This is a genomic window from Leptotrichia shahii (assembly GCF_008327825.1).
GTDB classification, from domain to species: domain Bacteria; phylum Fusobacteriota; class Fusobacteriia; order Fusobacteriales; family Leptotrichiaceae; genus Leptotrichia; species Leptotrichia shahii.
Window position 1 is genome coordinate 1306646 of the sequence record NZ_AP019827.1, and the last position, 17669, is coordinate 1324314.

General features: G+C 29.2%; 14 protein-coding genes and 1 pseudogene. 6 read left to right on the plus strand and 9 right to left on the minus strand.

Annotation, left to right across the window (positions count from 1 at the left end; all coding sequences use genetic code 11):
- Positions 1-16: 16 nt before the first annotated feature.
- The 9 genes and pseudogenes from rsmA to F1564_RS06130 form a co-directional block, all read right to left on the minus strand.
- The gene (rsmA, locus tag F1564_RS06090) at positions 17-865 is read right to left on the minus strand and encodes a 16S rRNA (adenine(1518)-N(6)/adenine(1519)-N(6))-dimethyltransferase RsmA (protein WP_018449794.1); all 849 of its coding nucleotides are present in this window, start codon (positions 863-865) and stop codon (positions 17-19) included.
- Between the two features lie 225 nt (positions 866-1090).
- Positions 1091-1645 carry a hypoxanthine phosphoribosyltransferase gene (gene hpt, locus F1564_RS06095; RefSeq protein WP_018449793.1) on the minus strand — a complete coding sequence of 185 codons (555 nt, stop codon included), beginning with the start codon at positions 1643-1645 and terminating at the stop codon, positions 1091-1093.
- Positions 1646-2281: 636 nt separating this feature from the next.
- On the minus strand, positions 2282-2626 hold the full coding sequence (rplT, locus tag F1564_RS06100; protein ID WP_015769536.1) for a 50S ribosomal protein L20: 345 nt from the start codon (positions 2624-2626) through the stop codon (positions 2282-2284).
- A 200-nt stretch (positions 2627-2826) separates the two neighbouring features.
- Entirely contained in the window at positions 2827-3033 is a 207-nt protein-coding gene (gene rpmI / locus F1564_RS06105) for a 50S ribosomal protein L35 (RefSeq protein ID WP_018449792.1), read from the minus strand.
- Between the two features lie 44 nt (positions 3034-3077).
- Positions 3078-3611 (minus strand): translation initiation factor IF-3, encoded by a 534-nt coding sequence (gene infC / locus F1564_RS06110; RefSeq protein ID WP_018449791.1) that lies wholly within the window; start codon positions 3609-3611, stop codon positions 3078-3080.
- Between the two features lie 441 nt (positions 3612-4052).
- Positions 4053-4424, minus strand: a complete 372-nt coding sequence (locus tag F1564_RS06115) for a type II toxin-antitoxin system PemK/MazF family toxin (protein WP_018449790.1) — start codon at positions 4422-4424, stop codon at positions 4053-4055.
- 279 nt (positions 4425-4703) lie between these two features.
- A complete protein-coding gene (locus F1564_RS06120; RefSeq protein WP_018449789.1) occupies positions 4704-7043 on the minus strand; it encodes an AAA family ATPase in 2340 nt (779 codons plus the stop codon).
- A 147-nt stretch (positions 7044-7190) separates the two neighbouring features.
- Complete coding sequence (locus F1564_RS06125; protein WP_018449788.1) at positions 7191-8927, minus strand: hypothetical protein; 1737 nt, start codon at positions 8925-8927, stop codon at positions 7191-7193.
- Positions 8920-9766 (minus strand): annotated as a pseudogene (locus F1564_RS06130) (WYL domain-containing protein). Before F1564_RS06130 ends, F1564_RS06125 begins: the two are co-directional and overlap by 8 nt.
- 327 nt (positions 9767-10093) lie before the next feature.
- Between F1564_RS06130 and F1564_RS06135 the strand changes: the two are divergent.
- The 6 genes from F1564_RS06135 (at position 10094) to F1564_RS06160 (ending at position 17667) form a co-directional block, all read left to right on the plus strand.
- Positions 10094-10765: an ATP-binding cassette domain-containing protein gene (locus tag F1564_RS06135; protein WP_018449787.1), complete on the plus strand. Its 672-nt coding sequence runs from the start codon at positions 10094-10096 to the stop codon at positions 10763-10765.
- Positions 10762-11418: a methionine ABC transporter permease gene (locus F1564_RS06140; RefSeq protein WP_018449786.1), complete on the plus strand. Its 657-nt coding sequence runs from the start codon at positions 10762-10764 to the stop codon at positions 11416-11418. The genes F1564_RS06135 and F1564_RS06140 overlap by 4 nt, the downstream gene beginning before the upstream one ends.
- Positions 11418-12212: a MetQ/NlpA family ABC transporter substrate-binding protein gene (locus F1564_RS06145; protein WP_018449785.1), complete on the plus strand. Its 795-nt coding sequence runs from the start codon at positions 11418-11420 to the stop codon at positions 12210-12212. Before F1564_RS06140 ends, F1564_RS06145 begins: the two co-directional genes overlap by 1 nt.
- 206 nt (positions 12213-12418) lie before the next feature.
- Positions 12419-15136, plus strand: a complete 2718-nt coding sequence (locus tag F1564_RS06150) for a PEP/pyruvate-binding domain-containing protein (protein ID WP_018449784.1) — start codon at positions 12419-12421, stop codon at positions 15134-15136.
- Between the two features lie 46 nt (positions 15137-15182).
- Positions 15183-16349, plus strand: a complete 1167-nt coding sequence (locus F1564_RS06155; protein WP_018449783.1) for a DUF3419 family protein — start codon at positions 15183-15185, stop codon at positions 16347-16349.
- Positions 16336-17667, plus strand: a complete 1332-nt coding sequence (locus tag F1564_RS06160; protein WP_018449782.1) for a diacylglycerol/polyprenol kinase family protein — start codon at positions 16336-16338, stop codon at positions 17665-17667. The genes F1564_RS06155 and F1564_RS06160 overlap by 14 nt, the downstream gene beginning before the upstream one ends.
- Positions 17668-17669 lie beyond the last annotated feature (2 nt).

Sequence of the window (17669 nt, forward strand, 5' to 3'; positions counted from 1 at the left end):
ATAAAATATAGACAGTTTAACCTTCCAAAATCCCAATAAAATCAATAAATCCTTGCACAGAAAATTCTTCTGCTCTAGCCAATTCTGTTTTGCCAACTTTTTTCAAGCATTCTTTTACAAAATCTTTTGAAAATCCTAAATTCGATAAATTATTAGAAATACTTTTTCTCTTATTTGAAAACGCTTCTCTCAAATATTTAAAATATTTTTCTTCTGAAATTTGACTTTCATATTTTTTATTTTTCAAAATTTTTATTCCTAAAAATGCTGAATCAACTTTTGGAACAGGATCAAATTTTTCTTTTGGAACAGTAAATAAATATTCTGCTTCAGCATAAAATTGAACAGCGTGAGTAAGCAGGCTCATACTTTTACTGTGTGGCTTTGAGGCAATCCGCTCTGCCACTTCCTTTTGCACCATCAAATAGATTTCATCAATATTTTCACGGTATTCAAGCAATTTATTAATAATTGGCGAAGTTATGTAATACGGAATATTTGCTACAACTTTCACATCTTTTTTATTCTCAAAAAAAGTTTTTAAATCTGCTTCCATAAAATCTTGATGAACTAACTTAAAATTTTCTTTTTTTTCAAATTTTTTACTCAAAAATGGGATTAAATCATCATCTATTTCAAAAGCAGTCAAAAATTTAGAATTTTCAATTAATTTTTCTGTCAAAAATCCCAAACCTGGTCCAATCTCCAGCACTTCTGTTTCTTCATCAATATTCGCCACATTCAAAATCTCGTCCAACAAACTGCTATCATTTAGAAAATTCTGACCATATTTTTTCTTAGCCTTATGATTTTCATTCTCAAAATGTTTATTTTTCTTTTGGTATTTCTCTTTTTTTCTTTTCAATCTTTCTCCTTATTTAATGTTCCCTTTTATCCATTTGTAAAAGTATAAAAATTATGATAAGCACAGCACTTAAATTTTTGATTTTATAATTTTTCTCCACTCTTTGACAATGGGCCTTGACCCCCTTGTTGTATAAAAAGATACTGCTTCTATTTGATAATTAGTCTTTCACTTTTACAATCACATATAATATTCTCAGAGCTATTTTAAAACTAAATTACAAATTTATTCAAAAACTGATGGTTCCGCTATTCCCACATACTCAAGGTTTCTATAATTTTCATTAAAATCAAGCCCATATCCTACAACAAATTCATTTGGAATTTCAAATCCAACATATTGCACATTAACTTCAACTTCTCTTCTTTCAGGCTTATCTAAAAGTGTGCAAAGCGATATTTTCTTAGGATTTCTGCTTCCCAAAATTTGCAATACTTTTTTTAACGTAAATCCTGAATCAATAATATCTTCAACTACCAAAACATTTTTCCCGTTAATTGTACTTCTCAGATCCTTCAAAATTTTAACTTCCCTAGAACTCTGAGTTCCTTCTCCATAACTAGAAGCCTCTATAAAATCAATCTCAAGCGGCAATTTTATTTCCCTAATCAAATCAGCCATAAACACAATAGATCCCTTCAAAAGCCCTACTATTATTAGCGGCTCATTCTCATTTTTAAAATCTTCAGTAATTTTTTCTCCCAACTCCTTCACTTTTTTATGAAGCTCTTCCTTTGTAATTAGCTGTTTTTTTATTCCAAATTCAAAATCTTTGTTCATGATTTTCTCCTTATTGTTTATATTTTTTATTATTTATAAAAATTTATAAAATTCCATTAATATAGCATTTTTTAAGTTTAATTCTTAATGTTTTTTACTACTTTTTGACAAGTGATCTTAACTTTTTACTGCCATAGACGCTATTACTGCTTAATTTTATATGATTTTTCTTTTATAATTTTCCATATTTAGTTTATTTTAATTTACACTATTGACTTTTTTAATTTTTGTGTTATAATATTAATGTTGAGGAAATGTTAAGCGATGTTTAACAATCTCTCGGCTGTATAGGGAAATTGTTTTTTTGAATAAAAGACCATTTTATGAGATAGCCCAAAAAAACATTATTTATTTAATTTCCCTATATAAAAAGGGCTATCTCATAACCTAAAGTTAATCTATTTTGTAAGATTTACAAGTATAGTCCTTTTGATTAAATCTAATTCATTTAGATTTTTTTTATTTTAAACTTTTTATTAAATATTGCTCAATCTCTTATTTAAATAAAAAATCAAAATCCTTTTTTTAATTATAATTCTAAATCTATACTTTATAACTTAAAAAAAGTAATACTCAAACAGTTGCTTTTAATTTAAAAATCACCATTTGAGTATTGATTTATTTATATTTGAATCACTATTTAACTTTTTCTACTAATTTTGCAAATTCAGCAGGATTGTTTAATGCTAAGTCTGCTAAAACTTTTCTATCAAGTTCAATTCCAGCTTTTTTAAGTCCATTCATTAATCTTGAGTAAGAAATTCCGTTTAATCTTGCAGCAGCGTTAATTCTGATAATCCATAATTCACGCATTTTTCTTTTTTTCAATTTTCTATGTTCAGTTGCGTAAGCCATAGCTTTTTTAACTGCTTCATTAGCTTTTTTATAATTTGTTTTTATGGCTCCTCTATAACCTTTTGCTTCTTTTAAAACTTTTTTATGTCTTTTTCTTCTAACTATTCCTGTTTTTACTCTTGGCATATTCTTTCCTCCTTGATATTTTAGCCGTTTTCTGTTCTTTTATATATTTAGAACTAACTTTTTGTCAATTTTTAATTTTGTTTTATATAAAAGCTGTTAATTTGTATTTTAAACTGCTTTTTTGGTCTCATTTTTGAATAAAAGCCGTAAATTTTAATTAAATTGCTTTTTTCAACATATTTTTAAAACAATTGTTGGAACTATCTTCCTTCTTGTCCAGCCAATACTTTTTTGATTTTTCTTTCAGCACCTTTTGGAGCGATTGCGTCTTGTCCTAGACGTTTTTTTCTTTTATGAGTCTTTTTAGTCAAGATATGGCTCTTTCCTGAATGTCTTATAGAAATTTTTCCACTTCCTATAACTTTAACTCTTTTTTTTGTTCCTTTATGTGTTTTCATTTTTGGCATTTTCTTTCCTCCTAAATCACTTTTCACTTTTTTAAATTTTGCCTTTATTTTTTAGGCGATAATAAAATAAATTTTTGAACCTGTTCTTTTCCATATTTTTTTTCAACTGTTGCAATTTCTTCAAAATGGCTTGCAAACTCGTCTAATACTTTAATAGCAGATTCTGCGTGCAATCTTTCTCTACCTGTAAGTCTTAGGCTGACTTTTACCTTATGCTCCTTGGCTATAAATTTTTCAATTTGAGAAATTTTTGTATCTTTATCATGTTCATCAATATGAGGTTTAATTCTAATCTCTTTAACGACAACATTTTTTTGTTTTTTCTTATTTTCCTTGTCTTTCTTCGTTTTCTCATACTTGAATTTTCCATAGTTCATAATTTTGCATACAGGCGGTGTAGCATTTGGCGAAATCTCAACTAAGTCCAATTCTTTTTCTGCCGCAAGTGCTAATGCATCTCGTGTAGACATTACTCCAAACTGCTCTCCGTCATCACCAACAACTCTAATTTCTCTTACTCTAATTCGCTCATTTATTCTTGGCTCATCAGATCGGTTATTTCCTCTTATAAAAAACACCTCCTAATTTTTTTACAATAAAAAAACAAGATATAAGAAACCTTGCTCAATAGTTATCATATAAATAAATCTCACAATAAAATCAGTACAATAAGAATACCCATTTCATTACAAAATATCAAATAACTAATACCCAACTCATCCTAAAATAGAACTAACCATTCTATTTTTATTTGGAAAGTCAATCCAAAACCTAAATATATTGATGGAAAGGTGAGAAACAATGTTTCTACTTCTAATTTAATTACTAAAACAGTTTATCATATTTTATTTTATTTTGCAAGGAAATTTTGAAAATTTTTTCACTTCTTGTCCTTGACATTTTATGAAATTATGATATAATTAATTTAACAAGATAACTTGTGAAGGATTAGTGCTGGGTTCCTGGATAGGAGTAGGATTAAAATCTTAGAATTCCTTTGCCCCTGAGGTTGTCTTTTTTTAGTTTTCCATATCTAATTCTAAATGTTTAAAAAATTTATGAAAAGTCACTTTTAATTTATTAGTATCCTCTTCATCTAAACTATATTTTTTATTACTTAGTAATCTTTTTATACTTACTTCTCGAATTTTCCTAAGTTGTATGAATGCTTTTTTAGCACTTGGATTATTTTGATATTTTTCACAAATAATAGTAATCCCACCTCTATATTTTTTATTTCTTTTTTTACTCGTCATCGGTGCAACAAGAAATGTTTTATCAGAACTTGACATTTTTGTTAATACTAAACCATAATGCTTATTTGATAATTCTCCACCCTTATTTATTTTAAAGTCTATCAAGTAAACACCAAAAACCTCACATTTTGTCATATTGCATTCCCCCTCTTAAAAAAATTAGGTATATCTTTTGGATATACCTTCAGTAGTCCTTAACGAATAAGGTTCTTAATCTTTTATTACCATTCTTTCCTTAAATAAATAAGGTTTTAATGTAAATAAATTATAATACATATCAAATATTTTGTCAACTATATTTTTAAACTTTTTTTAATAAACTCCAAAACCTCCTCAATCCCCCACTTCCTTTATTTTCTTTCTCTTCCAATTAAAAGAAACCAACCCCCTATTTAAAAGTAAAAATTATAAAAATTAAATTGTTCTAACTATACGAAAACCACAAGAAATTTGTACAGTTTTAAAATAATTTGAAAGTAAAGTCACACTCGTTATAGTACTATTAGCACTATTGCTATATCTCTTAGATATACTTATATTATCTTTATAATCATCAATATCCCAACAACCTCCTCTTAATCTTCTGTCATTTTCAGTTTCATCATATATATATGGTATTTTTTCTGATATATATCCTGAATTAGTAGTGTCATAACACCATTCACATATATTTCCACTACAATCATAAAGTCCTAATTGATTTGGTTTTTTTATTCCTACATCGTGAGTTTGGTCTCCTGAATTTCCTTTGTGCCAAGCAACTTCATCTATATTATTACTGCCTGAATATTTATAATCAAATGTTCCATCTTGCATTGCAATTTCGCCACCTCTTGCAAACCATTCCCATTCTACTTCTGTTGGCAATCTAAATCCTTCAGTTTTTCTAAAATCTGCTACATTTGGGTATTCTGTCTTACCATTTAATTGATGTATTCTTAATATTCCTTCTTCTTTTCGACTTAAATCATATACTGGTTTTAATCCATACTTTTCACTTAATTTATTACAAAACTCCAAAGAATCCCACCAAGACACTTTTTCAACTGGACGTCTTCCACCTTTAAATTCTGATGGATTATTCCCCATTACTTCCATCCACATATCTTGTGTTGTCTGATATTTACAAACTTCTAAATTGCAAACTTCTCTTTCTTCATTAAAGAATGATGGTGTGTATTTTCCTCCATTTACTATAACCATATCTTTGAATGTCGGTCTTCCAGCTATTCTTTTACCATTTTTTATTTTTTGAGAAGCTGATTTTATTTTGAATTTTTTATAACTCTTTTTCAAAACATCTATTTTATCAGATAAAATATTCGATAAAGAATCTATACTTTTAGTTGCTTCTAATAAATTATTTGTTGTAATTTTCTTTTCTTCTTCATTTTCAGTTTCTAATATAAATTTATTTTCAACTGCGTTTTTGACGATTTCTTCTATATCAGCACCGCAGTAGCCTTCCGTTTCTTCTGCCAGTTCTTTCAAGTTTATGTCGTCTGACATTTTTCTTCTTTTTTCAAGGTGAATTTCAAATATTCTTTCTCTTTCTTCCTCATTTGGGAAGTCTATGAAAAATACTTCATCAAATCGCCCTTTTCTTAGAAATTCTGGCGGGAAGGCTGTTATATCGTTGGCTGTTGCTACTACGAATACTGTGTTTTCTTTTTCCTGTAACCAAGTCAAAAATTGTCCAAATAGACGTTTTGTTATGTCGCTTGCTCCACCGTTTTGATCTATTCCTGCAAAGGCTTTTTCTATTTCATCTATCCATAAAATGCACGGACTTATTGATTCGGCTGTTTTTAGTGCGACTCTCATATTATGCTCCGATTCACCAACGTATTTTCCCAAAAGTCTTCCTATATCCAGCCTTAATAATGGAACATTAAACAATCTTGCACTTGCTTTTGCTGCCAAACTTTTACCACAGCCTGGCATTCCCACAAGCAGTACTCCTTTTGGTGTATCCACTCCAAATTTCTTAGCTTCATCCAGTCTTCTAAATACTTGTGCTTTAGAACTTAACCATTCTTTCAGCCCTTCAAGCCCACCAATTTCTTCTATTTTTTCCTTAAAGTCAATAATTTCCAAAATTGAAGATTTTTTAATTATTTGCCCTTTTTCACGAATGATTATTTGATTAGCACCTTTTGAAATAGCTCCATAATTTTCTTCTAATATCATATTTAAAATATGATCCAAATCTAACTTGGTTAAACCTTTTAAAGAAATTGACAAATCTCCCAAATCATCCCAATAAATTCGAGCATTATTTTTTTGAGCAAAATCTTGAATATATTGATTAATTGTTGTTTCATCCATAGTTTCAATATCAATTATACTTGTAAATTTTTCTAATCCTTTTGGTACATTTACATCTTCATCAACAATTATTATATTAAAATTATAATTTATATCATTATACATTTTTTCAGCTATTTTTTTAATAAAAGCAATATTTCGTGCCTCTTTCATTTCTTCTTCCGTATTTTTTATCAATAAAAATACATTTGTTTTAAAACCAACCGAAAAAAGAATATTTAAAAAGCTATACAAATCTGCAACTTCATCACTTTTAACCTTGGTTTCAAAATTTACAGCTCCAAAGGCCCTATATTCAAAAATCGCCTTATTTTTATATTCTTTAGTCGCTTCTGTTACAATTGTGTCAACTTCCTTGTAATCTCCACTGTGTACCCAAATTATAGGTCTTCTTGCCCTTAAATACTTTGATAAATTTGTTTCCATTTTTCCTCCTGATTTTTTATTTATTTCATTTCTTTATAAATATGCTTGAATTAATCTAAAATTAAACTGATAAAAATTAAATAAACCAAATATTATAGAATTTAATTAGAATTTTTTAACTTCAATTTTAAAATGATATTATTATTTTTACCATCCAAATAAACCTCCAATAAAACTTCCCACTGCTCCAACTGCTGAACTTAAGGTACTTCCTACCGCTTTTACACCTGAGGCTACTGCTTTCACTCCTTCCCATGCTCCTTTTGCAACGCTTTTTACTGCCTCTGTCCCTTTTTTTACTATTTCAGTTGATCCATCAATTACAGGTTTTGCAATAGTTCCCACTCCTTTGGCTATCGCTCCGCCAACTTTACTTCCAACTATTCCACATACTGCTCCTGCCGCAAGTGCTACCGCTCCACCAACAACTGCTCCAGCAACTCCCAACGCTCCCAGCCCAATTGCTCCAGCCATTGCCAATCCACCTATAAAACCAGCATTTGATGCAACTATCGCTCCATAAGCAGAACCTACTGATGTTCCTACCCTTTTTGTAGCTTCTCCTAGACTTATTTCACCTGAACCTAATTTAAACGCCGTTCCTATAATATCCATTGAAGATGCCGCAACTGCTCCAACTGCATTATTATTTGCTAAAACTCCAGCAAAGACTTTCGGCACAACATTCTTTTCGACTGCAACTCTTATTCCCCCAGCAACTGCTGTTGAAAGTCCCATTGAAGTCCCAGTCTTCACTCCAGCCTCGATTACTTCAGCAACTTCCACTTCTTCACCAGAAACAAGTTTTGTTCCAACATCCAAAGCCATTCCAATACCAACTCCCATAGTTCCATTGATTACAGCCTGTTTTCCTAGTTGTTTGCTTATTGCAAGAGCGTCTACGTCTTTTTCAAAACTGAATTTCACTGCTTCTTTGTAGCCAGACTGGTATTTTTCCTGAATATTTTTTATTTCTTCCTTGCTTATATTTTTACTTTCCACTTCTCCAAATTTCAGCTTATCTACTGAATTTGGGATATCTCCAGTCTGATTTGACGGAACTAATTTTGACTGAAATTTATATTTATAGCCTTGCTGTCTGTCGTAAAATGATTTTGCAGTTTCATTGGCATTTTTATAGGCTTTTGCCTGATATTTTCTTACAATCTTGCCAGAATCTTCTATTGTCATGTCAATCGAATTTTTTCCATAAGTTTCGCCTATTTCTGGCTTTAGTGCCTTTGCATAGTAGTTTTTTTCTTTAACTGCCGCATCTATATTGAACGTTCCAGCATGACGTTCTTCAAATATAAATCCATCTAAATTAGGATTTTGGCTTATTTCTCCAGTTTTAGTTGTAAGTGCTGACAAAATTTCCTCATTTGACTTGCCTATAGCTGAATTTACATTGTCAACATAGGTATTTGCTCTATTTGCACTCAATGTATCTGCTACTATTTGCGGATCGTTTATTGCAGCTGCTTCATATATCATTGCCTCGTTGTAATTTACTAAAATTTCACTGCTTTCCTTCATATCCCTGATAATTTGCTGTCTATCCATAACTTCCGCATTTATTACATCTTCCGAAATTTTATCCAGTATCACATCTCCCACATAATCACTGCTGCTTATTCCAACTTTCTGATATTTTTCCACTTCCTTTTTCTTGTAAAAATAAATTTCAACTCCTGCCATAAGTTCATCAGCCATTTTTTCTATTTCCTGTATATTTTTATCAGCAAGTTCATTTTGCAATTCAAAAATTAACCAGCTTCTCAAATCCTTTTTATTTTCACTTTTCTCATTTTGAGCATAACTTTTTAAAAATTTTTTGATAATTTCCTCAGTTTTTTTCCTTCTGCTCCCTCTTAGTCTAAACATCTTTTTCCTCCTCGTTTTCATATATTTTTATTGTTTTTTTAAGTTCATTTTTTAATCTTTCTTTCAATTCACTTGGCTCCAAAATTTTCACATTGGAAAAAAATTGTGCAAAATACACCATCGCAAGTTTATTATCACACTCAAAAGTGTAAATTCCATCTTTTTTATTCAAAAGTTTTGGTCTGTTTGTTAAAACTTTCTCATATAATTCCACCCCTTTTTCTGTAAATTCAACTTTAACCGTGTTTTTATAAGACAAAAACGGATCAAAATTTTTATACACATCATCAATATATTTTTTATCTTTTTTTTCAATATTTTCATTTGTAAACCATACTTCTTCTATTTCTGAAATTCTGTAATTCCTATAATCATTATTTTTCACAGTAGCAGAATAAATAAGATCTGTTTTCGTCATCTGCCACTTTTACAAAATATGGACTTACTAGCCTTATATATTTATGATATTTTATTTTTATCTTTCTCTTACTCTCCATTCCTTCCTTAATTTTCCTAAAAATCTTTTCAAATAATATTTCTTCACGTTTATATCGTAAATTATTGATATATGTAAAAATTATATTTCTCCAATATTCAGCCTCAGTTTCAACTCCACTTCTAACAAAAGTATCCATAAAAATTTCATCATTATTTTTATTCAAGTTAAACTGCAGCACTTCTCCTGAAAAGTTCCCCAATTCAACTTTATTCAAATTTTTGTCCATATAATATTTAAAAATTATGTTCCCTATCCTTCCCACAGGCATTTTAAAATACTCCGAATCACTTTTTATAATTTCATTCATAAAATCCGAAATTGTAACTCTAACCTTCTTCATAGCCAATCTCCTAAAATAACAATATTTTTTAACTTCTAAATCTAATTTTAAGCCATTTTCCTTAAATTTAATCCCCGATTATTTTTTCTACACAAATTATATCTAATATCAAAGTGAAATACAAGGAAATATTTGTTTTCAATTTTTGTTCCCCTAAAAAATAGAAAACCGTGAAATTATCGAAAAAAATTACTAAATTTTTATTATTTCTGTTCCTTAAAATAGAATTTACTTTTTTTCAAATAGTATTCCCTTATTTTAAAAAATATGATATAATTTTGAAGTTATTACATTTTAAAATTAAATACAAAAATAATTGGAGGTGAAATGGTAGAACTTAAAAACATTGAAAAAAATTATATCGGTTTTGATTTAAAAATAAATTTAAAGATTAACAAAGGAGAAATCTTTGGATTAATTGGACAGTCAGGAAGCGGAAAATCGACAATTTTAAGAATTATTCAAAGAATTTTGAAAGCTGATAAAGGAGAAATTAATATTGCAAAGAATACTGAAACTGCTTATATTTTTCAGGAATTTAATCTTTTGTATAACAAAAATGTCTTTGATAATGTTGCTCTTCCCTTAATTTTAAAGAAAAAATTTTCAGCTGAAAAAGTTAAGGAAGTTTTGAAATTTGTGGGGCTGTCTGACAGGAAAGAATCATTTATTGCTTCCCTTAGCGGCGGCGAAAGGCAGAGAGTGGCGATTGCCCGTGCGTTAGTGTCAAATCCGCAATTACTGCTTTGTGATGAAGTTACAGCTTCTTTGGATAAATCTGTAAAAGATGAAATACTTGACTTATTTGAGGAAATAAATAAAAAGTATGGAACGACTATTTTAGTTGTTACTCACGAACTGGAAGTTGTAAAAAGGCTATGCAGCAGGGTGGCGGTTATTGAAAAAGGTAAAATTACAGATATTTTCAATGTTAATCAGAAGGATTATGAAAAATCAAACAAAAGTTATGCCGATTATGTGAGGGAGGTTCTGAAATGATAGATACTGAATTATTAATTGCAATAAAGGACACTTTTATAATGGTTCTTATTCCTACGATATGTGCAGTATTTTTGGGAGTTCCTTTAGGAGCCGTTGTATTTTTGACTGATAAAGGCGGCATTAGGGAAAATAAGTTTATAAATATCCCATGCAACATTTATATAAATGTAGTCAGAAGTTTTCCGTTTTTAATATTTGTAGTTATATTGATACCTCTCACACGATTAATTTTTGGTACTGCCTTTGGACTATTTCCTGCAAGTTTTCCAATTTGCTTTGTAGCTGTGGCACTGTATGCGAGATTTACAGAACAGTCCTTTTATGATGTGAATAGCGGAATAATTGATGCGGCTTTATCAATGAAGGCAAGTGTATTTCAGATTGTGTGGCATTTTTTGCTTGTTGAAGCGAGAAGCAGCCTTGTGCTTGGCTTAACTTCGGCAATTATCAGTTTTATTTCGTACTCTACTGTAATGGGAGTCGTTGGTGGAGGCGGAATTGGCGACTATGCAATGCGATATGGATACAACGAATACAACTATGCCCTTGTATACAGGGTTGTGGCGATAATGATAGTCATTGTATTTTCGATACAGATTATTGGAAACAGAATATCAAAAAATTTAGATAAGAAAAGGAGAATTTACTAATGTCAAAAAAATTATTAATTTCATTAGCTGTAATATGTGTGCTAATTTTAGCATTTGTTGGAATAAATTTAAAAAAGGATAATGTCATCAGAATTGCTGCGGCTGGATATCCGATGGATGAAATTGTGAAAATAGCAGCTGAGGATTTAAAAAAAGAAGGTTATAATGTAAAAGTTACTGTGTTAACAGATTATGTTACTGCAAATGTTGGTTTAAATGCTAAAGATTTTGACGCAAACTTTCATCAGCATGAGCCGTTTATGCAGGTTTTTAATAAGAAAAATAATGGAAAACTTGTAAAAGTTAAAGGGATTTATGATGTTTATGTAGGTTTTTATTCAAAAAAATATAAGAATAAGTCAGAAATTCCAAACGGGGCAAAAGTTGCCATTCCAAACGATGTGACAAATCAGGATAGAGCTTTGAGAATACTTGCAAATGAAGGTTTAATTGAGTTGAAGCCAAAAGATGGACTTTATAATTTGAATGACGTTATTAACACAAAGAAAAATTTCAAATTTATGGCAGTTCCTATTCCATCGCTAGTGCAGGCATACCAAGAAGCTGACTTAGCATTTAATTGGCCATCACACATGCTAAAAATTGGAGTTCACGTAAAAGATGCCTTATTCATTGAAAAAAATACAAATGGTAAATACGCTGTAAGTCTTGTAGCAAGAGAAGATAACAAAAACAGTAAGAAAATACAGGATTTGACAAAAGCTATGACTTCTGAAAAAGTTAAAAAGTTTATTGAAGAAAAATATGCCGGACAAGGATTTCCTGTGTTTTAAAAAATAAAAATATTTTATAGCCATTTCAAATTGACATTCTGCTCAAAACTTAAAATTTATTGAGTTTTTATGAATTTAAATTTACAAACTTTTGAATACAGGTTGCTCTACTAAGAGCAACTTTTTTTATGAAAAAAGTTTTAAAATTAATCATAATGAGGTATAATATAAAATAAACATATTTTTTAGCAAAGGAAAATAAAATTATGAAATATATTTATAATATTGATAAACTAAAAAATCATAATGAAAATACAGTATTTGAGGAAAAAATTGGTAAAAAGGCTCAAAATTTGCTTGAACTTGCTGCCAATGGATTTAATGTCCCGCATTTTTCAGTCATTACTAACAGATATTTTAAGGAAATTATACTAAAAGAAATTGAAATGTATAATCAGGAAACAGGAAACAATGATGAAATTAAGGATTGGAATGCTGTATTCAGCGGAAATACCGAAAGAAAAATTGAAAATATAATTAGAATTATAAAAAATCATAAAATTAAGGAAGAATTTGAAAAGGAAATAGAAAATGCACTAAATGAAGAAAGTTATTATGCTGTGAGATCGTCTTCAATTGAAGAAGATAGCAGCAATTTTTCATTTGCTGGACAGTTTGAAACGTACCTTTATGTGAAAAAAGAAAATATGTTGGAAAAAATAAAGGAAGTTTGGATTTCTTCATTTTCAAATCATGTTATGAAATACAGAAAAGAAGGGAAAATAAATAATGAAATAAATGTTCCAGCAGTAATAATTCAGGAAATGGTTAATTCTGAAAAGGCGGGAGTTGGATTTAGTGTAAACCCTGTAAATAATAATTATGACGAAGTCGTTATTTCTGGAACTTATGGACTGGGAACAAGCATAGTTGACGGAGATGAAAATGGAGATCTGTTTATATATAATAAAAAAACGAAGGAAATTAAAAAGGAGATAAGAACCAAAAAAATAAGACAGGTTTTAGATTTTGAAAATAAGAAAATAAAAACAGAAGAAATAAATATTGAAGAGGAAATATTAAATGACAGTGAAATATGTGAACTAGGTGAAAATATCATAAATATTGAAAAATATTATGGAAAGCCTCAGGATATGGAATGGGCATTTGAAAAGGAAAAGCTATATATATTGCAGTCAAGACCTATAACTACATTGGAAAAAACAGACAAAAAAACATATAACACAATAATATGGGATAACAGCAATATTGTAGAAAGCTATCCTGAAATTACATTGCCACTCACATTCAGCTTTATAAGAAAGGCATATTCCGACGTCTATAAAAGATTCTCAGAAATAACAGGAGTGCCTGCCAAAGTTGTGGAAAGTTATCAGGATATTTATGATAATATGCTTGGATTGCTAAAAGGGCGGGTTTACTATAACTTGATAAACTGGTATAAACTTTTGATGCTGTTTCCAAATTCTAAAGGCAATAGTAAATTTATGGAACAGATGATGGGGGTAAAAAAGGAATTATCCGAAGAAAATCTGAATGAGAATTTGCTGGAAGCTGAAGGAAAAATGACAGGCTTTGAAAAATTTAGAAATAAACTGGAAAAATATAAGGCTGGATTTACATTATTTATGAATATGTTTCTTATTGAAAAAAAGGCTGAAAAATTTTATAAGATTATTGATGAAAATCTTAATGGTAAAAATAGCGATTTAAGTAATAAAAATATAAAAGAACTGAAAAAATATTACAAGTTTCTTGAAAATAAATTTTTAAAAAATTGGGAAATACCTATTATAAATGACTTTCTTGTAATGGTTTGGTTTGGACTTTCAAAAAAAATGGCTGAAAAATATATAAAAGATGATTTTGAAAAGACACACAACACGCTTATTGCTCAAGAAGGAAACAGCATGATTAGTGTTGAACCATCGAAATATATAAAAAAAATGAGCCTTATGATAAAAAATGACAAATCTTTAAAAGATGAAATAAAAAATATAATAAACAAAAACGAAAAATCACTTATTGAAATATTTAAATTAACCCAAAATGCAGAATTTAGTTCTACTTTGAATGAGTATATGGAAAAATTTGGTGACAGGACAGTCCACGAACTGAAACTGGAAGCACCAACATTAAGGGAAGAGCCTTTATTTTTAATAAAAATGATATATTCGCTTTCAATAACAGAAAATGTTCAGGAACATGCTAAAAGAAACATATTGGAAGAACAGAAAAAAATATATGACAGCCTGAAAATAAATCCTATAAAAAAATATTTATTGAAAAAAACTTTATTTTATGCGAAAAAATTTATACGGTTAAGGGAAAATTTGAGATATGAACGGACAAAGGTTTTTGGAACAGTCAGAAAGATTATGAAAAAAATGGGAGTACATCTTAAAAATAACAACCTTATAAATAATGAAAAAGATGTATTCTATCTTACTGTCGATGAAATTTTTGGACTTGTTGACGGCTCAATAATTGATATTGACTTAAAAAAACTTATAGAACTACGAAAAGAGGAATATAAAAAATACGAAACAGAGGCAATTCTTCCTGATAGATTTTTAACAAGAGGATTCCTAGGAGAAAACTTTTATTATGAAGATTTGACTGGAAATTCTCAACTCGACGAAAATACTTTGCAAGGGACTGGATGTAGCAAAGGAATTGTAAAAGGAAAAGTAAAAATTGTCTTAAATCCTATGGATACTCAAGTTGAAGAGGGAGATATCGTTGTTACAAAATCTACAGATCCAAGCTGGGTTATGGTTTTTCCTTTATTGAAGGGACTTATAGTAGAAAAGGGAAGCCTTTTATCCCACAGTGCAATTATTTCACGGGAAATGAACATCCCTGCCATAGTAGGAGTACAAGGGGCAACAAGTATTCTGAAAACAGGAGATATGGTTCAATTTGACGGAAGTACGGGAATTATAAAAAAATTGAATGACTGATTTTTATTAAAAATTTAAAATTACAAACAAATTAGGAGGAACATAATTGAAAAGTGAAGTAAAAGAAAATAAAGTTGATTTTTCTTTAATAAGATACTCCCAATGCTGGGAAGATACTGAAATATTGCTTGAAAGCCTTGATATTAGTGAAAAAGATGTATGCTTTGGGATTTTGTCGGCAGGGGATAATGTGTTTTCGATGCTTACTGAAAATCCTGAAAAAGTGATAGCTCTCGATATAAGTTTTCCCCAAATTGCTCTTGCTAAGCTTAAAAGGGAAATTTTTAAAAATTTTGATTATGAAGAAATGCTAGAATTTATGGGAATTAAAAATTCTTCTAAAAGAATTGGGATGTATGAGAAAATACGTGAAAAACTTGAGAAAGATGTGAGAGATTATTGGGATCTTAATAGGGAAGCAATTGAAACTGGAGTGATTCATATTGGAAAATTTGAAAAATTCTTTAAAATTTTTAGGGAAAAGATACTTCCTTTGATACATAATAAAAAAAGAGTGGAAGGACTTTTTGAGAAAAAGTCGAGGCAGGAAAGAGAGGAATATTATAATAAACATTGGAATAATTTTAGATGGAAACTGATGTTTAAGCTGTTTCTTTCTAAATCTATAGTTGGAAAATTTGGAAGGGATAAGGAATTTTTCAGGTATGCGGAAAAAGATATTTCTGAAGAGATGAATAAAAGAAGCAAGTATGCCCTTTGCGAGCTGGACAGCTATGAAAATCCTTATATTCATTATATTATGATGGGAAATTACCGTTTAGACTGCTTACCTTACTTTTTAAGAAGGGAAAATTTTGAAAATATTAGGAAAAATCTTCATAAATTAGAGATTGTTCAAAATTCTGTGGAAGAATATCTTGATGAAATAGATTTTAAAATAAATAAATTTAATTTAAGTGATATATTTGAATATATGTCTTTGGAAAATTATAGAAATTTGATGAAAAAAATTTATGATAATGCTGATAATAATGCGATATTGGCATACTGGAACTTGATAGTGGAAAGAAATTCCGCAAAATTAAATTATACAGAGAATGAAATGAAGGAAAATATAGAAAACAAAAAAAATAATATTGAAAAAAATTTTCAAAGAATGGAAGAATTTGATAAAAAACTTCATAAAAAGGACAAAACGTTTTTTTATACTGATTTTGTAGTTGAAAAGGTGATAAAGTATGGAAATAACTAAGATGATACTTGTTTTTATTGGTTTTATAATGTTTTTTCTTTTGCTGAATAAACTTGAAAAAAGTGAAACGTTAAATTCAGAACTTATACGAAAAATTTTACATATAGGTTCGGGATTTGGAGGACTGGCTCTTCCGTTTATATTCGAGAAAAAGAATTCGGTTATAATACTCGGAGTGATTTTTCTTATGGTACTTATTTCCATTAGGCTGATAAAAAATAGAATAGCTGGATTTAGAAAAGTTTTGGAAACAAAAAATAGAAAAACATTTGGAGATATATATTTTATTATAAGTATTTTAGGATTATGGATTGTGTCAAGTGAAAATAAAATAATGTATTCCCTTCCGCTTATAATACTTATGTTTTCTGATGCCTTTGCGGCCCTTATTGGAGAATTTTATAGTAAATATAAGTTTGACACGGGATTTGGAACAAAGTCAGTAGAAGGATCTGTGACATTTTTTCTTACAACATATTTTATTTGTATAAACTTCTTTTTATTTTTTAGCAACATTAAAAGTATAAATATTGTGCTTGTTTCATTACTTTTAAGCGTTCTTGCAATGATTCTTGAAATGATTTCGTGGAACGGGCTGGATAATCTTTTTGTCCCATTTTTCGTATATTTATTTTTAAAATTAAACTTATATTTGGCTGCAGGCGAACTTACGTATAAATTTGGGGTAATAATCATACTTCTTACAATTATAATATTAAATAGAAAAAAAACTACTCTTACAAAAGTTGCACAAACTGCAAGTTTATTTTTCCTTTACATCGTTATGATTATAGGTGGAATAAAATGGGGAGTTCCTCCATTAATAATGTATCTTGGATATTATCATTTTACGCCAAAAGTCAAAGGGCAAGTTAAAGATTCGCTAAAAGGGCTTTTAACAATAGCATTTACCACATCAATGTGGCTTGCATTAAGCATAATAATGAACAAAGATAAAATGTTTCTTATTTATATTTTTTCATTTTCACTATTTTTTGGAATTATAAATTTAATAAGGGATAATGCTGGAAATATCTACAGGGAAACATTTAGAATGAGCTTTTTGATGGGAAGCATATTTAAGGCAGCTGTTTTCTTTTTGGTAAATTATTTTATTTTGTCAAGAATTCTGGATTTTAAAATGTTAGCTGGAATAGCAGTTCTTATATCAGGCGGAATATTTATTTATGAAACAAGTATGAAAATTTTCTATATTTTTGAAAAGGAAAACGAACTTAGCGGAGAAAGCAAAGTATTTTTAACTTCAGGAATTGTTTTTACTTGCTCAATGTTATTACTGGGAATAGGAATGTTATAAGA